At 59.6% G+C, this 15,594-nt stretch carries 13 protein-coding genes and 3 pseudogenes; 9 read left to right on the forward strand and 7 right to left on the reverse strand.

The window, feature by feature from the left end:
- From P0D89_RS45440 to P0D89_RS45450, 3 genes and pseudogenes are all read left to right on the forward strand, one after another.
- A partial coding sequence (locus P0D89_RS45440; RefSeq protein ID WP_459252681.1) for a polysaccharide deacetylase family protein occupies positions 1–441 on the forward strand: 441 nt, incomplete at its 5' end.
- Between the two features lie 70 nt (positions 442–511).
- Positions 512–1,201: a formyl transferase gene (locus tag P0D89_RS45445; RefSeq protein ID WP_408365948.1), complete on the forward strand. Its 690-nt coding sequence runs from the start codon at positions 512–514 to the stop codon at positions 1,199–1,201.
- Between the two features lie 416 nt (positions 1,202–1,617).
- Positions 1,618–1,890: pseudogene (locus P0D89_RS45450) on the forward strand (tyrosine-type recombinase/integrase); the annotation flags it as partial.
- Between the two features lie 352 nt (positions 1,891–2,242).
- Here P0D89_RS45450 and P0D89_RS54840 read toward each other — a convergent pair.
- The gene (locus tag P0D89_RS54840) at positions 2,243–2,920 is read right to left on the reverse strand and encodes a winged helix-turn-helix domain-containing protein (RefSeq protein WP_494478578.1); all 678 of its coding nucleotides are present in this window, start codon (positions 2,918–2,920) and stop codon (positions 2,243–2,245) included.
- Between the two features lie 61 nt (positions 2,921–2,981).
- Positions 2,982–4,031 (reverse strand): aldo/keto reductase, encoded by a 1,050-nt coding sequence (locus tag P0D89_RS45455; protein ID WP_408365946.1) that lies wholly within the window; start codon positions 4,029–4,031, stop codon positions 2,982–2,984.
- 371 nt (positions 4,032–4,402) lie between these two features.
- On the opposite strand from P0D89_RS45455, the gene P0D89_RS45460 reads away from it, so the two are divergent.
- Entirely contained in the window at positions 4,403–5,293 is an 891-nt protein-coding gene (locus tag P0D89_RS45460) for a LysR family transcriptional regulator (protein WP_408365944.1), read from the forward strand.
- 518 nt (positions 5,294–5,811) lie between these two features.
- The gene (locus tag P0D89_RS45465; protein ID WP_408365943.1) at positions 5,812–6,000 is read left to right on the forward strand and encodes a hypothetical protein; all 189 of its coding nucleotides are present in this window, start codon (positions 5,812–5,814) and stop codon (positions 5,998–6,000) included.
- Between the two features lie 209 nt (positions 6,001–6,209).
- Here the strand turns inward: P0D89_RS45465 and P0D89_RS45470 are convergent, their stop codons facing one another.
- Positions 6,210–6,929 (reverse strand): Crp/Fnr family transcriptional regulator, encoded by a 720-nt coding sequence (locus tag P0D89_RS45470; RefSeq protein WP_408365941.1) that lies wholly within the window; start codon positions 6,927–6,929, stop codon positions 6,210–6,212.
- Positions 6,930–7,255: 326 nt separating this feature from the next.
- Positions 7,256–7,822, reverse strand: a complete 567-nt coding sequence (locus P0D89_RS45475; protein ID WP_408365939.1) for a sensor histidine kinase — start codon at positions 7,820–7,822, stop codon at positions 7,256–7,258.
- A 599-nt stretch (positions 7,823–8,421) separates the two neighbouring features.
- Between P0D89_RS45475 and P0D89_RS45480 the strand changes: the two are divergent.
- From P0D89_RS45480 to P0D89_RS45495, 4 genes and pseudogenes are all read left to right on the forward strand, one after another.
- Positions 8,422–9,011 (forward strand): annotated as a pseudogene (locus P0D89_RS45480) (BPSL1445 family SYLF domain-containing lipoprotein).
- Positions 9,012–9,071: 60 nt separating this feature from the next.
- Entirely contained in the window at positions 9,072–9,878 is an 807-nt protein-coding gene (locus tag P0D89_RS45485) for a PRC-barrel domain-containing protein (protein ID WP_408365937.1), read from the forward strand.
- A 168-nt stretch (positions 9,879–10,046) separates the two neighbouring features.
- Entirely contained in the window at positions 10,047–10,262 is a 216-nt protein-coding gene (locus tag P0D89_RS45490) for a hypothetical protein (protein WP_408365935.1), read from the forward strand.
- A 181-nt stretch (positions 10,263–10,443) separates the two neighbouring features.
- A complete protein-coding gene (locus P0D89_RS45495; RefSeq protein WP_408365933.1) occupies positions 10,444–10,971 on the forward strand; it encodes a universal stress protein in 528 nt (175 codons plus the stop codon).
- 248 nt (positions 10,972–11,219) lie between these two features.
- Here P0D89_RS45495 and P0D89_RS45500 read toward each other — a convergent pair whose 3' ends face one another.
- The 3 genes and pseudogenes from P0D89_RS45500 to P0D89_RS45510 all read right to left on the reverse strand — a co-directional run bounded on the left by P0D89_RS45500 (position 11,220) and on the right by P0D89_RS45510 (position 14,388).
- The gene (locus P0D89_RS45500; protein WP_408365931.1) at positions 11,220–11,819 is read right to left on the reverse strand and encodes an acetate uptake transporter; all 600 of its coding nucleotides are present in this window, start codon (positions 11,817–11,819) and stop codon (positions 11,220–11,222) included.
- Positions 11,820–11,875: 56 nt separating this feature from the next.
- Positions 11,876–13,206 (reverse strand): annotated as a pseudogene (locus tag P0D89_RS45505) (AMP-binding protein).
- Positions 13,207–13,656: 450 nt separating this feature from the next.
- A complete protein-coding gene (locus tag P0D89_RS45510; protein WP_408365929.1) occupies positions 13,657–14,388 on the reverse strand; it encodes a CBS domain-containing protein in 732 nt (243 codons plus the stop codon).
- Between the last annotated feature and the right edge of the window lie 1,206 nt (positions 14,389–15,594).

Genomic DNA, 15,594 nt, shown 5'->3' on the forward strand with positions numbered 1-15,594 from the left:
TGTTATAGGGGAAATCAGACCGGCCGAATATACGAAGCGTCGGACGCAGCAGGCCAGGGAAGAGTAAAGAGAGCGCTCCGTCTTGTCGATGCATATCTGAACCTTTCGGGGCACAACACGTATACATTCGATTCGTGCATCCCGCGCGCGCCGTTCAACTTTCCGGCAAGCAGCTTTCTGCGGCCATATGCCAGGAAGCTGGCTATTTTAGAAGGCCTGCGACTGCGCCGCATCAAAAAAGCGATGACGGATGCAGCTGTCAACAAACGGCTTTATCACCTCTGGTGGCATCCGCACAATTTCGGAAAAGATATCGCCCGAAACATCGAATTTCTCGAGAAGATCGCCGAGCATTATCGCGCGCTCAACAGAATTTACGGCTTTCGCTCGTTGAACATGGGCGAACTGAGTCAATTGGGGGGGGCGCATGGAAAGCAATGAACCGCGTGTCGTATTGCTATGCGGAGAAGGACTCTCGTCAGTCGTGATGTATAACAGCCTCGCGGGCGTCGTGAATGTCGAACGGGTAATCATGGAGGCCAGGCCTTCGACGACCCGTTTGATATCGAGAAGGATCACGCGGCTGGGCGTGTTCAGAACCGCGGGCCAGTTGTTATTCGTGGTCGCGAACAAGTTTGCCGCGAAGTTGTCGGCAAAGCGCATCGATCAGCTTTTTCAGCGCTACGCGCTGAATCGCAACGCGATACCGTCGCACTTGGTGTCGAAGGTAAGCAGCATCAACAGTGAGCAGGCAATCGATCTGCTCAGGCAGGCCAAGCCCGATGTGGTGGTTGTCAACGGAACGAGGATTCTGTCGCGGGACGTGCTGGCGTCCGTCGACGTCAGATTCATCAACACGCATATGGGCATTACGCCGAAATATCGCGGCGTGCACGGCGGCTATTGGGCGCTCGCGAATGGCGATCTGGAAAACTGCGGGGTAACCGTTCATTTGGTCGATCAGGGTATCGATACCGGCGGAGTTCTCTATCAGCAAACTATACGCCCGGAGCAGGACGATAACTTCAATACCTATCCTATCCATCAATTGGCGGCTGCCATTCCTCTGATGCGTACCGCTATCAACGACGCCGTTACAAGTCGGGTTACCGTGAGGCCTGGCGTCCTTCCCTCCCGCCTGTGGTATCACCCGACGCTATTCGAATATGTGCGCCATTGGCTGATTAAAGGCGTGAAATAGCGCGGCTTATTTAGTACTACAGCCGTAGATATTTTTTCCTATATTAACTACTGCTTTGTAGAGACGCTATAAATGATATCGCTAAAACGTGGGGACATGAACTGGACGTATTGCATGATGGACTCACCGACCTGTTCAGACGCGCTGATCGACATAGTGAGAGCCGGCAGTTTCGCCTGCGAAAGCAGTCATTCGTAGAGCGATGCGGAACTGCCGCTCAGGATCGCTGCGGTCTTCTGGGGCGAGTAAAAGGCTGCCGTTCGACCTGATCGTGCGCTATACGGGGGTAATGCTGGCCATAGCCGCCGTCCGTCCATGGTCGTGCCAACGGCAGCTTAGGCCGAAAATTGCCTGTAGGCCATCGGGCCATCGGGCGGCTTTCTGTTGCTGACCGGCCGTGCGGCCGTAGGCATGGCCTCTTCCCAAGCCGACTATTGGCGTCCCCGCATCTTTCAACCCGGCAATATGCCCGGATGATACGTCGATGGGCGGATGCCGCGGGGCTTGATCCGACAGCGTAGGGCACGCATTCGATGCGTCGAACCAAGGCAACCCTGATTTACAAACGCACAAAGAATCTCAGGGCGGTGCAGTTGCTGCTCGGCCATAGCAAGATTGAAAGCACAATCAGGTACCTTGGCATCGAAGTCGACGACGCGCTTGAGATTTCGGAGCAGACTGAAATCTAGCGCAACTGGTTCTGGCCGCGCTAAACCATGCTACATCCCGGTTCGTGCGGCCGCTCTCCATCGCCGCGCTCCTTGCGCAAACTCGGCGACTTGTCTTGGCGGTCGCCGCGGCTGGACAACCATCTTAGAGGCCGCTTCGGTCCGGAAATCTGTCGGACAGCCTATGCGTTCGACTCGGCCATTGCTGACGTTGGGCTGGCTGGGTTCTTCGTCGGCAATATGGCGAACTGCTGACGATCGCGGCATCGAGCAACCCGACGGCAGCTTCCTGCATCAGCGAACTCACCCTCCCGACCCGTTGCCGTCATTCGAATCGCCGGCATGGCACCGACCGCTCTCGAAGGGCGGCCGTTCAGTCATGGTTGGTCGGCTGCGGCTTCTTCGCCTTCGCTAAGGAGAGTGGCATTGGTGAGGCAGCTACAAAGAGGCTCGCGCCAAAAAGTGCTGCAAGCCCACGGCCGGCTTGCGCGTTACCTGAGGGGGAGAATGCCCAATCCAGGGCTGAGCAAACGTTGTCGAGAAGGAGACGAATTTTCTCCATGGACTCGCGAACGGCCTCGTTAGTCCAGTTGCCATGAATAGCGCAAAACACCTTGGACAGGTACCGGGCTCGCCTCCACTCCGTCGCGTTTCGTTCTCCATTGGCCTCGAGGCGCTGCAATGCGTAGCATCGGGTGGTCTCCAACAGACTGGACTCGACATGCCCTTGTTCGAGATGTGCGGCGACGAGAGACTTCGTGATCAACGCGCAGATGGCCTCCGTTACGTCGTGAACGGAGAGGTCCTCCGATGCAGCGACAGCTTGAGCATCCTTGAGGGTAAAGGTACCTCGAAGGACACCAAGCCGGCTGAGCACCTTTCGTTCGGTTTCCGAAATAAGGTTATAGCTCCAGTCAAATGAAGCCTCGAGTGTTTGATGATGTGGCAGGGCCGTCCTATGCCCACCTCCTAATATCCGAATAGTCTCGTCGACTTTTTCGGCGAGGACTTCTATTCCAAGAATCGCCGCGCGGGCGGCCGCCAGCTCAATGGCGAGCGGAACGCAGTCAAGCGTGCAACGGACAGCGGGCTTGCTGCTTCGGTGTCGAGCGTCACGGGTCCACGCGCGCCTCCAGCAACTGTTTGCGCCTAACCTCGCCTTGACGCTCGAACATCCAGCCGGGGTACTCGGCCGGCAGGCGGCTCACTTCGTCCAGAGCCGCAAGCTCGTCGGCGCTCAGCGTTACGTTTGTGGCCGCCAGGTTGTCGGCGAGCTGTTCGGGCCGCCTGGCACCGACGATCACGCTGGTAAGCTGCGGTTGGTGCAGCAGCCAGGCCAGCGCCACTTGGGCCACCGAGACGCTATGCGCCTGCGCGATCGGGCGCATAGCGTCGATGCAGTTGTAGGCCCGATCGCGGTTCACCGGCGGGAAATCGAACGTGGTGCGACGGCTGCCTTCCTCGCCTTGCTGCTTGCGCCCGTACTTGCCGCTGAGCAGGCCGCCGGCCAGGGGGCTCCAAACCATCAGGCCGACACCTTCGCTCTTCAGCATCGGGATCAGCTCGCGTTCCAGGTCGCGCCCGGCAACGGTGTAGTACGCCTGCAGCGACTCGAAGCGCGACAGGCCCAGCCGTTCGGCGATGCCCAGCGCCTTGACGATCTGCCAGGCCGCCCAGTTCGACACGCCGACGTAGCGGACATGGCCGTGGCGCACCAACTGGTCGAGCGCGCGCACGGTTTCCTCGATCGGCGTAGCCGGGTCGAAGCCGTGGATCTGGTACAGGTCGATGTGGTCGAGCTGCAGCCGCTTCAGGCTGGCCTTGACGCCGTCGAGGATGTGGCCGCGCGACGCGCCGCGGGAGTTCGGTCCGGGCCCGGTTTCGTTGAAGACCTTGGTCGCGACGACCACGTTCTCGCGTGGCACCTTCAGGTTTTTCAGCGCCTGGCCGGTGATCTGCTCCGACACACCCCCCGCGTAGGCGTCGGCGGTGTCGATGAAGTTAATGCCGGCGTCAATCGCCTGGCCCACAAGGCGTTCGGCGTCGGACTGCTGCAGGTCACCGATCTGGCTCCCGATGGCGCCGCTGCCACCGAAGGTCATGGTGCCCAGGCAAAGTTCGGAGACAAACAGGCCGGTGCGGCCGAGTGTGCGTTGCTTCATGTGAATTTCCTTCGAGAGTTGTCAGGGTGACGCGACTGGTGGGGGCTACCGGACAGGGGTTGCGGAATGCTCCGTGCGAGCACGGTCGCGACCCGTCTTCATGCCCGGCTCACGCCGGGACTGCGACGCACTTCGAGAGTCGGCGACAGCGCCAGCTTCACGATCAGGTCCGACAGGCTGTTCAAGGACACGTCGTGCGCGGAAGAACCCGGGCTTGCCCTAGGGCCGAAACAGTGAAACCGCTGCGGCCTAGTTGACGTGTCTTGACTGCGGGGTCTGCCTGTCGTGAATCGATGACGTGAACTCTAGGCGGAGGGTCACTGATTGACTATACTGCTGGAACGACATGAGCTCATAAGATTGGCTAATCAATGGCACGATACGACGACCTGGCTGCGTTCGCAGCCGTCGTGCGCGTTGGCAGCTTCACACGCGCTGCTGCGCAGATGGGCGTGACGCAGTCCGCGCTGAGTCAGACCGTCCGCGCGCTGGAGCGCAGGCTTGATTTGAAGTTGCTCAACCGAACCACGCGCAGCGTGTCGCCCACCGAGGCGGGGGAGCGGCTCTACTTGACTGTCGGCCCGCGCTTCGCAGAAATAGAAGCCGAGCTGGCGGTGCTGGGCGAGTTGCGCGGGAAGCCGGCCGGTACCGTCCGCATCACTGCGACCGAGCATGCGGTGCGCACGCTGCTCTGGCCCAGGCTGCATCCGTGGCTGCCGCAGTACCCCGACATCAAGGTCGAGATCAGCAGCGACAACCGCTTCATCGACATCGTGGCGGAGCGCTTCGACATCGGTGTGCGTCTGGGCGGCGATGTGGCCAAAGACATGATCGCGATGCGCATTGCGCCGGACATGCGCCTGGTTGTGGTCGGAAGCCCCGACTACTTCGTGCGCTATCCTCGACCCCGTACTCCGCAGGATCTCACCGAGCACGATTGCCTCTGCCTGCGCCTGCCGTCCCACGGCGGGCTGCTGCCGTGGGAGTTCAAGCGGCGCGGCAAGAGCATCCATGTGCACGTCACGGGGCGGCTGGTGTTCAATTCGCGAGAGATGGTCGTCGCGGCGGCGTTGGCCGGGCACGGGTTGGCGTGGGTTCCCGACGATGCCGTCGGCGAGCACATCGCCGCAGGGCACCTCGTCTCGGTTCTGGATGATTGGTCGAAGACTTTCCCCGGCTACCACCTGTACTACGCCAGCCGCAATTCGTCTCCCGCATTGGCCCTGGTTGTCGAAGCCTTGCGTCAAGTGCAGGGGCAGTGACTCAACCGTTTGCTTCGCTCAAACCGCGAAGGACTCAACGGGTCGGCCGCGCGGGTTGAATGCGCTGCATAGCAGTCCTTCGCGGCGCAAGCTTCAGATCGGGAACGGAAATCCGGATTTGCGAGTTGCACGGCCGCTGTTCGGCCCTCTGTGAAGCTTCACATAAGGCCGAATTGTGCGCGTAGCGGGTCCGTCAGGTTCCGGAGGATTGTGTTTGCAAGGACTTCCCCCGAGAGTCAAGATCGGGGGAAGTCCTTGCAAACACAATCAACGCGATAGCGGCCATTCCACTACTTCTACTCGCACCATGCAGCATGAGAAGCTTCCGGCATGTCGCCACGCTCCCAGACCGATGATCGCCGGGCGGGGGTCTCGACGCAAGGCGTGTCCTGCCTACCGGCGACGCCAATTACATATTCGGATAGTTCGCCCCCTCTGACGACGGGACGGATCAGCGGGCCGTAGCCGACGAACCGGTGAGTGAGATCGTGTAGTCGATCCAGCGCGTCAGCGACATCATGGGAGAGATCGCCGCCGCATCGGTAGAGCAGAGCACTGGCATCGAACCGGTGAATCGCTCAGTGTCGCGAATGGACGAAGCGACACAACAAAAGGCGACGCTGCTCGAACAGGCGGTAGCGGCAACGGCGTCGCTTGATGAGCAAGCTGCGCAGCTGCAGACCATGGTCGGCGCGTCCCGTCTGTAGCGTGTCGAGACGATTCTGAAGCGTCGCGTGCCATCCGATTCCATATCTGGAACTGCGGCGTGTATGTCTTAAACCGACCACGCCCTGATTTATGCATTACGCGACCATGCGTGGCGACGATCGTCGGCACGCAGCCCGCCGTTGCCGTTGCTGTCATGTCGTGGAGCGGCGCCAAGCGGCTGCGGCCTCAAGACGAGCTCACACCACCTCTATAGCGCTTTCAAAGCGGGTAACAGCCGATCGAATTCGCGCTTCACTACGCCGTAACATTCGCAAACACGTGCTTCGAGTGCCGGCCTGTCCAGCACCTCGATGTGGCCATGACTATAGCGAATCAAACCCGCATCCTGCAATTTCAGCGCGGCCTCGGTTACACCGGATCGACGAACGCCCAGCATATTGGCGATCAGTTCCTGCGTCATCTTCAGTTCGTTTGAAGAAAGACGGTCGATGCTGAGCAGGAGCCACCTGCACAACTGCTGATCGATCGAATGGTGTCGGTTACACACGGCAGTCTGCGCCATCTGGGTGATCAGCGCCTGCGTGTAGCGGAGCAAAAGGCGCTGGACTGGACCGGCTCGATGAAACTCCTCTTTCAGGATTTGAGCGTCCAGGCGATACGCCTTGCCCGCGCTTTGCACGACCGCCCGACTGGGCGTGGTCTCGCCCCCCATGAAAAGCGCGATACCGATGAGCCCTTCGTTGCCGACGATCGCGATCTCGGCGGACGCACCGTCCTCCATCACATACAGCAGCGACACGATACAGGTGGTCGGGAAATAAACATAATTGAGGCGGTCGCCGGATTCGTAGACGACATTGCCGAGCGGCATATCCACGGCTAACAGGTGTGGCGCGAGACGCTCCCACTCCAGGTCGGGCAACACTGCAAGCAGATGATTTTCGTTTTGGGGCAGATCTTGAGCCATTTCGCACTCTCCGCAGCTCGCCCGGAACCACGCCGCTTTCGCCGACGATTTCCTGACGGGTAAATATGGATAGTAGGAGGGATGCTCCAACACCTTTACCGACTGCGCCGTAGCGCGACTCCATGCGGCAATCTTCGCGCGGCTGAAAGTCTGGCCAATACGTAATGAATTATAAGCCACGTCGAAATCACGGAGCCGGCCCGCGTTTTGGCATGACATCGCGCTACCGCACACCCGGGGGAAACGGATTGCACGAACTTCGAGATCATCGCCTCGTTCGCCTTTGCAAAGTAACCCTCCGGCTGGACGGCAATCGTTCTTTCCACTTATATGCTGCCATAAAAAGCCCGGCCGGATTTGATGATCGGCAGCTTGAGCGGGAACTCACTGCCGTGTGAAAGCTCGAAAATATGCGGCAGCAGGACAGGCGAAATCCCCGAACCATCGTCATTGATTTTGATGACAAGATTGTTTTCTTCGGCAGACACCGTCATTCGTATGTTGCCGTGCATCGCCGTGTATTTCACCGCGTTATGCAGCAGGTTGCCGACGGCCGGCGTCAAACGAACGGGATCGCTTTTAACGCGCCAAGTCCTGTCGGGAATCGATACGGTAAACGCCTGATTTTTCGGGGCTGCAGCCGCTGCCGGGACTTCGCAGATGTCAGCCAGGAGAGTCGCGATCTCAATGTCGACCTTGCTGAGTAGTAGCGCGTCACGATCGACACGGGTCGCATCCATCAAATCTTGCGCCAGCCGTGCGATCCCGTTCACCTGCCGGTCGATCATATCGGTCAAGCGGAGTATCTCCGGGCGTTCGGCCGACGCGTTGCGGATCAACTGACTGGCCATCCACAATGGCGTCAACGGCCCACGCAACTCGCGGGCCACCATTGCCAGGTCTGGTTGCAAATCGGTGGCACTTCGACGCCGCAGTCGGTCGCGCTGGCATCGCCCAGGGCAACAATCGCAGTCGGCCGCGAACAGCTCTCCATTATTACGTCCGTCACGACGAGGCGGTTCAAGGCAAAACCGTCCGCCATCGAAGTGGCAGACGCCAGATGTGCTGACATTTCGATCCCCATTCTGGGCGTTTCGGCGACGAAGAGCGACGAGACGCGCGTATCGGTCTGGTATTCAGGAACAGCAGGCGGTCTTGCAAAAGCACCAGTAACGTGTGGTTCACCAACGCCCGCCTCGCAAGATGTAGGGCCGGCTCAAACAGCATCACAAATGCAGTTCGGTAAGTCGGTACGCTGGCGTTCAGATCAGTGAGAACGACCGGGACATGCGAAAACCCGGTGGGGTGGATAACGTCTGATGATCACGGCGAGCGGCTGCTGCGCGTCGCCCGCACGACCTCGGGAAAGTCGCCCGACGATTCACGCGGATCGTGCGTTTGAACATAGACAGACGTCTGTACGTTGACGTACCGCAATCTCCCGCGCTTGCGCGTAGAGTGGCATCTATCGTCGACCGGCGGGGAAAAACTCATGCTTAGACGAACCTTCAACTGGAGCACACCCGGATCGCTTCTCGCACTGGGTGCAGCGCTCTCAGGCTGCACCACCGCCTCTTCTTCCGATGCGAGCCGCACTGAACAAATGGACAAGCGCCGGACCATCGATGCAGGCGTCGACTCGATGCTCGCACGCCTCTATGACATCGCGAGCGGCTCACGTGAACCGGCCGACAAGGCGCACGGGGTCCTGGTGTTCCCGTCTGTGTTCGACGCCGGCGTCGTGGTCGGCGGTCAATATGGCGAAGGTTCCATGCGCGTCGCGCGGACACACGGTCGGCTACTACAGCACGGCGACCGGTTCGATCGGCTGGCAGTTGGGCGCGCAATCGCGCGCGATCGTATTCCTGTTCATGACCGAGGAGTCGCTCACCGCTTCCGCAGCACAGACGGATGGTCGGCGGCTGGCGATGCGTCCGTGGCCGCGCTGAAAATCGGCCCGAATGGCAATCTCGACACGAGCACCGCTACCGGTCAGGTCAACGCTTTCGTGCTGACCAATCATGGCCTGATGGCGGGGCTTCGCTCGAAGTCACCAAAGTCACGCGGCTCGCGTCGCTTTGAAAACCATACCCGGGGGCGCGGCGTGATGCGCGGCCCCTCTTAACATACTGCGGAGAAACCATGTTGCGAAGCATAAGCGACCTGCACGGCAGCACCGTGCATGCAGTGGACGGTGACATCGGCTCGGTCAACCAGGCCTATTTCGACGACGATTCCTGGGGGGTGCGTTACCTGGTGGTCGAAACAGGCAATTGGCTAAACGACCGGCAAGTTCTGGTTTCGCCGTATTCGGTGAAACACACCGACCCGGGATCGAGCGTCGTGCAAGTGAACCTTTCCCGGCAGCAAGTGCGCGACAGTCCGCTTCTCGACACCCACAAGCCGGTATCGCGGCAGCACGAGATTGAGTATCTGCGCTACTACAGCTATCCGACATATTGGGGCGGTCCGAACCTGTGGGGCATGGGCGCCTACCCAGCCTACGATCCGACAGCGCAGCCGGACGCGCCGCTCGATACACCGCCGCGACCACCCTTGCATACGAACCAACCGCAAGCGGACGTTCATCTGCGCAGTACAAACGAGGTCAAGGGATACCACCTCAAAACAGCGGACGGCAGCATCGGCCACGTCTCCGACTTCATTTACGACGACACCGACTGGGCGATTCGCTACCTGGTCGTGGAGACGCACAACTGGTGGCCAGGTGGCAAAGCCGTGTTGATCGCGATTCACTGGATCGACGTTGTCGACTGGCTCGATTCGACCGTATCCACGGCACTAACACGCGACATCATTAAGAATAGCCCCGCTTATGACGACTCGATACCGGTCGACCGGGATTACGAAGTCATGCTGCACCGGTTTTACGACAAGCACGGCTATTGGTCGGATGCCGATGCCGGCGACCGCGCCGCATTGGAGTGAGGCGCCGCGCAGAACGCAGTGCTCGCCTGATCCGGGCGGTCCCGCATTGGTCGAAAACGACATAAGGTCGGGGGATTTGGCGGCGCTGACGGTGCTTGACGAGCCGCGAGTTTCATTCAGCACAGACGACGACCCGTGTGGTTGTCGTTCAACCAGACGGGCGGCAACATGACAGACAGAATCATCTCAAGCAGGACACACGACGCTCACATCACCGTCAAGGATCATATCGCCGATGGTTGGGTGGCGAGCGTGTGTGTCGTCCCGAAGGGCCTGTCAAAGGGCAATGAAGTTGTCAAACTCGACACGTTCTTCGAACGCGAGGATGTCGCGTGGGAATCGGTTGAGACGCTTGCGCGCGCCGAGCTCAACAATCTGAAATAGCACTGGGCCGCGCATGCATGCCTCACCGAGCACGGCGCAATAGCCTGCATACGTCTCCTCTTTTCAAGGACCATTCGCATGACTCCCTATCGACGGCAAGGTTCAGGCTGCGGCGCTCTGAGCGCACGCAATCCAATGCCGCGACGGCTGTAGCCGTCGGAACAAGTTCCTGGAGGCCGACATGTATAAACGCATTCTTGTAGCGATCGACGGCAGCGAGACGGCCGAACATGCGTTCGACAGCGCGCTGCAACTCGCACGCGATAATGACGCGCAGTTGCAGCCGCTCTATGTCGTCGCCAACCCTCTGATGGCATACGACGCGTTCGGCTACGATCCAACGATCCTGCGCGACGCCTGCGTTGAAGAAGGCAAGCGCCTGATGGCGGATGCACTGGCGAGGATGAGACGCGAGAACGTGGTCGGCGTGCCGCGGATCGCCGACGTCGCGCCGGTTGGCGAAGACATCCCGGAACGGATCCGCATTTCGGCTAACGAATTCAATGCAGACCTGCTAGTGCTTGGTACGCATGGGCGACGGGGTTTCAAGCGTCTGTTCCTGGGCAGCGTCGCCGAACGCGTCGTGCGCAGCGCGAGCCTTCCAGTGTTGCTGGTGCCCAGCCGGCAAGCGCAATCCGCAGTCACGGAAGCGACCAGACGGCGACACGCCGACATCGCCGCTCTGATGTACGAAATGCCCCACAAGTAGCAAAGTCCACGCATCGTGGCGAATCGATACCGTGGGGGACTACTCCCGCGCCAGTGGCGCGCGGAAGCTTGCAAACGACGCTCGTACTGATCCGGCAACCGACACTTCAACGCGTCTTTCCCGTGAATACGCAGTGACCGTCCAGCCACTGCCGTCTGACCTGACCAACAGGTCCATAAAATCTCGCCTATTGAGGATCGAGTCCTTTCTGCAAGAGGGCGCGCGGATCGCATCGTTCAACAAAACTATCAGAGCGCAACGGCGTGTCGGCTGAATACCCGTGGTTCGCCAACAGGCAGGACGACCCGGCCATGCACCTCATTGATCACATCGGCCGCGGACAAGTAGAACGCGAGAGCTGCCGTAACAAGTCCCAAGTAGCCGCCCGCCATGCGCAAGATGACGGAACCGGTCCACTCGCCACCGGCCAGCAAACCGAAAGTGATCCACAATGCCAGAAAGATCGCCTGCAATGCGCGCGGCGAGCGAAACGTGGCCAGCCACATATAGAACGTGAACGTCCCCCAGAGGAACAGATACCAGCCGACGAACGCGGCTGGCACTTTGTCGTGCAGAAACATCACGAAGAGTGCGAACGACCACCAGAAAGCCCCATAACTCAGAAAGGCCGTCGCGCCGAACGTATTGCCGCGCGGCAGCTCCATGATGCCGGCAATGGCCTGCGCAGTCCCGCCGTAAGCGAGCGCGCAAGCGAGCACGAGGCCCATCGACTCGCCCGAAAACCAGCCAGCGTTGATCATGCTCAGCAGCCACGTCGTCAATGCAAAACCAGCGAGACCCAGTGGCGCAGGGTTCGCAAGTGTAGTTCGGATCGGTGCGCTGGCCATGGCCTGCTCCTGAAGATGAATAGCGATCCGGGGACCTCAGCGAGCTTCGCGAAAGATCACCCGAGCTGATCGAGGATTGCCGGATTTTCCAGGGTGGATACGTCCTGTGTGATCTCTTCGCCTGCCGCCAGCGAGCGCAGCAAGCGGCGCATGATCTTGACGGAACGGGTTTTCGGCAAATTTTCGCCGAAGCGGATTTCCTTGGGCTTCGCAATCGGCCCGATCTCCTTGCCCACCCACGCGCGCAGTTCGTTCGCGATTGCAATCGCGTCGTCGCCTGTTGGCCGTTCGCCCTTCAGCACCACGAACGCGACGATGACCTCGCCGGTGGTATCGTCAGCGCGACCGACGACAGCGGCCTCCGCAACCAGCGGATTGGCGACGAGCGCAGACTCGATCTCCATCGTGCCGAGCCGGTGGCCCGATACGTTCAGCACGTCGTCGATACGTCCGGTAATCGTGAAGTAGCCGGTGTCCTCGTCACGCACCGCACCGTCACCAGCGAGATAGAGCTTGCCGCCGAGTTCCTCAGGGAAGTAACTCTTCGTGTAACGGTCCGGATCGCCCCATACGTTGCGCAGCATTGATGGCCACGGACGTTTGATGACGAGAATGCCACCCTGCCCGTTCGGCACATCATGGCCAGTCTCATCGACCACCGCGGCCATGATGCCCGGCAGCGGCAGCGTGCACGAGCCCGGCACGAGCGGCGTGGCGCCCGGCATCGGCGCGATCATGTGGCCGCCCGTTTCGGTTTGCCACCACGTGTCGATGACAGGGCAATGGCTGTGGCCGACGTGCTCGTAGAACCACGTCCACGCAGCCGGGTTGATCGGTTCGCCGACCGTGCCAAGCAGACGCAGCGTCGTCAGGTCGAAACGGTCCGGATGCACCTTCGGATCGGATTCGGCCAACTTGATCAGCGAGCGGATCGCGGTTGGCGCGGTGTAGAACACCGTCACGCGGTGTTTCGCGATCATCTGCCAGAAGCGGCCGGCGTTCGGATAGGTCGGCACGCCTTCGAACACCACCTGAGTCGCGCCGATCGCCATCGGACCATACGCGATATGGCCTCGAAGATCACGGCGACATGATCGCCGTTACCTGCTTCAACATGGCGGTCGAGGCAGTTATACGATGCATTCAGCGTACCGTCTCTGAACCATTCATAGAACGGTGCATGCGATTCGTCGAGAACCGAAGAGAACGGCGTTTTCCATTGCAGTGTTTCGCGCGCGAGACGAGCCCAAAATCCTGGGTAATCGCGCTCTGCCTCGGCGACTAGCGCGCGATAGGCATCCATACCGGAGATAGCGGCGTAAGCCGCCACGCTGGCGTGCGGGAGGAACGCCTGCGGCTCCTCCAGAATTGAATCGGTAGTTGACATTTCGTGTCTCTCGCACGCTTTCCCGCGTGCTCTATGGATGTGCTTCGGCTAATCGTTGCAGTGCTTCGGCGCAACGTGCGACCATGCGCGTGATTTGACCACACATAGGATTGCCAGGTAAATTCAATATTGTTGCGCAGCGCGATTACCGCGAGCCCCGCCGCGCCGGGCATGGCTAAGCAATCCACGAGATCGGATGAATCTCGCGACGGCCGCTCCGGGCACATTTCGGGGATGGGGGGACAAGTCGGTCAGAAACGCCCGCTCACGCGAAACTATTTCGGTCGCTGCGATTGGCAAACACAGCAGGCTTACGACGACGGTGCGCGTGTGGCGGCGGGAAGTCGGTACGGTGGCGTACCGGCCCGTAAGATTATCGGCTGCCCAGCGTCTCAGGAAAGCAATCACCAAAGGAGTGTGAGTGTCAGTCGGTCTTTGTCGCACGAACCCTCATTCCACAACGTGGTCCTCGCGGTCGATCTCGCCGGCGGCGTGTCCCCAGATCTCCTCGTCACGCCCTTCCGGTGTACCTTCGCGCTCCCAGATTTCTCGGGCCCTTCGCAAGATTCGGGCTTCTCTCTCCGAAGTCGGCTCGCGTTCTTCGACTGTTGCACCTTGTGCATCGACATGAACGCTGATGACGTCGTATCCGTTCGCGAGCTGTTGCCAGGATTTGACCTCTTTCATTTCTTCAAACTGACGAGTGGCCGTCGCAATTGCCTGTTCCTTTGTGCCTTGGGCCACTGCAATACGCATCAACTCGCTGTGATGCGGATGCCCCTGGTGATCAAAAAACGTCTTGTAAAAGATCACCTCGTAAGGTCGGCGCTCGGAGGCGCCACCGCTTAACCTGGTCATCGACACGATACCGGCGAGATGTTTATCGACACGATCGAGAACGGCCAGACGCTGCACGTGGCTCTCCAGCATGATCCTCGCGGCTTCTTCAGTCGTATCGTCGTCAAAGCAAAACAGGATCTCGGCCGACATCGCTTCGCGTACTGTCATCTCACCGACATTGCGTCCATCGGCGACACCGCGCATCGTGATATCGCGGTCCGTGATCATTCCGATAACGCGGTCGTGCTGGCATACCGGCAATGCGCCTATATTTTCTTTCTTCAGCCTCCGGGCTGCAGCATCGAGAGTTTCCTCCGCCTGCACGGAGACCGGCTCGCTCATTACGTCTCTGATTAGCACGACATTGCTCCTCGTACGGATTTCTGTAATGGAAATGCCCGCTCAACGCGGTAAGCAGCGGATCTCGGATCGGGGAGGATGCGGCTGAAAGCGTGATAAAGGCGCCGTCCTGGCACCTTGTGATTCAGTGTACGCCTAGCCTGGTGAGAATGCGTATCACGGGGCAAAGAAAACCGGCGCACGCTGAATCGCTAGAACCACCGTGTTGCAATGATTGCGACCGTCGCTTTCTAGGCCCCCTCGCTAGCGAGCGTCTGACGAGTCGTAGGTGTGTGCACTGTCCGCGCAGGCGTTCAAGAGCGGGATCGTCTGTTGCAGGCTGGATTCGGTCCCCCATAAGCTTCACTAGCTTCGCTATCGCTTGCACTCCACGCTCAGACAAGAAAAGACGGTGGGCCACCCATAGGGTATACAGTTAGAAGACCGGCCGCCTCAGTTCCATTGACGGTATGGCATATACCCGACCTGGCGGGTCCACGATCGACGGTCGCTGGACAAATAAAGAAGAAAGAGCAGCTAGACCGCCAAAAATGCTTTGGGGGGTGGGGTCGACCATGACATTGCTCCGAAAATTCGTCTCATCTTCTGTGTAGGCCTCTTATAGCGAAAGAGCCTCAACTCCCGATTGCGCAATCGCTGATGATGGCGACTGGCTAGCAGCGTCATGTAACCGAGACACGAGCGATCGAATGTCGAGGATTCGAAATTCACGTTCAGTTAGTGCGCACATTGAAGGATATGTTCGATGTCTGGTTTTCGTATCGATGGCTTCATCAAAAGCTCCGTCGCTGGGGCTTACCTCGTTGCCGAATCGCCGCCAGGCCACTATCGACGGAATTCCTGGCCCGGTTGAGCAAACACAAACTCCAGCAGCGTCGTCCGTCACTGTAAGCGCCTTACGCGCTCCGTGGGGCCCGAGCGACCGGAGATCGAGTCAGAACACGCCCCCTCGCCTGAGCGATTCCCTCTATAAGTAAGTGGTTTCGACCTTTCCTCGATATGGCGTTGCAATGGCACAAGAAAGTCATTGCGTATTCGTACGCGAAGCGTCTAATGAAACATACACGCGGACTCAGTCAGTTGTCGGTTGTACACCCAACATCCCTGGCGTGGCGTTGCACAGAGAGCGTCTGTCGGCGCTCCACTCCAAGGAGCAGGTCATGCAATATCCGCTGTATGTCCACCGGA

Source organism: Paraburkholderia sp. RL18-085-BIA-A, from assembly GCF_046027075.1.
Lineage (GTDB): Bacteria > Pseudomonadota > Gammaproteobacteria > Burkholderiales > Burkholderiaceae > Paraburkholderia.

What these genes read in the sequence shown, in the direction of transcription:
- P0D89_RS45460 (WP_408365944.1), top strand. Translation starts at nt 4,403, where the DNA reads ATGGCACGATACGACGACCTGGCTGCGTTCGCAGCCGTCGTGCGCGTT.
- P0D89_RS45490 (WP_408365935.1), top strand. Translation starts at nt 10,047, where the DNA reads ATGACAGACAGAATCATCTCAAGCAGGACACACGACGCTCACATCACC.
- P0D89_RS45495 (WP_408365933.1), top strand. Translation starts at nt 10,444, where the DNA reads ATGTATAAACGCATTCTTGTAGCGATCGACGGCAGCGAGACGGCCGAA.
- P0D89_RS45470 (WP_408365941.1), bottom strand. Translation starts at nt 6,929, where the DNA reads ATGGCTCAAGATCTGCCCCAAAACGAAAATCATCTGCTTGCAGTGTTG.
- P0D89_RS45485 (WP_408365937.1), top strand. Translation starts at nt 9,072, where the DNA reads ATGTTGCGAAGCATAAGCGACCTGCACGGCAGCACCGTGCATGCAGTG.
- P0D89_RS45455 (WP_408365946.1), bottom strand. Translation starts at nt 4,031, where the DNA reads ATGAAGCAACGCACACTCGGCCGCACCGGCCTGTTTGTCTCCGAACTT.
- P0D89_RS45500 (WP_408365931.1), bottom strand. Translation starts at nt 11,819, where the DNA reads ATGGCCAGCGCACCGATCCGAACTACACTTGCGAACCCTGCGCCACTG.
- P0D89_RS45475 (WP_408365939.1), bottom strand. Translation starts at nt 7,822, where the DNA reads ATGGTGGCCCGCGAGTTGCGTGGGCCGTTGACGCCATTGTGGATGGCC.
- P0D89_RS45465 (WP_408365943.1), top strand. Translation starts at nt 5,812, where the DNA reads ATGGGAGAGATCGCCGCCGCATCGGTAGAGCAGAGCACTGGCATCGAA.
- P0D89_RS45510 (WP_408365929.1), bottom strand. Translation starts at nt 14,388, where the DNA reads ATGAGCGAGCCGGTCTCCGTGCAGGCGGAGGAAACTCTCGATGCTGCA.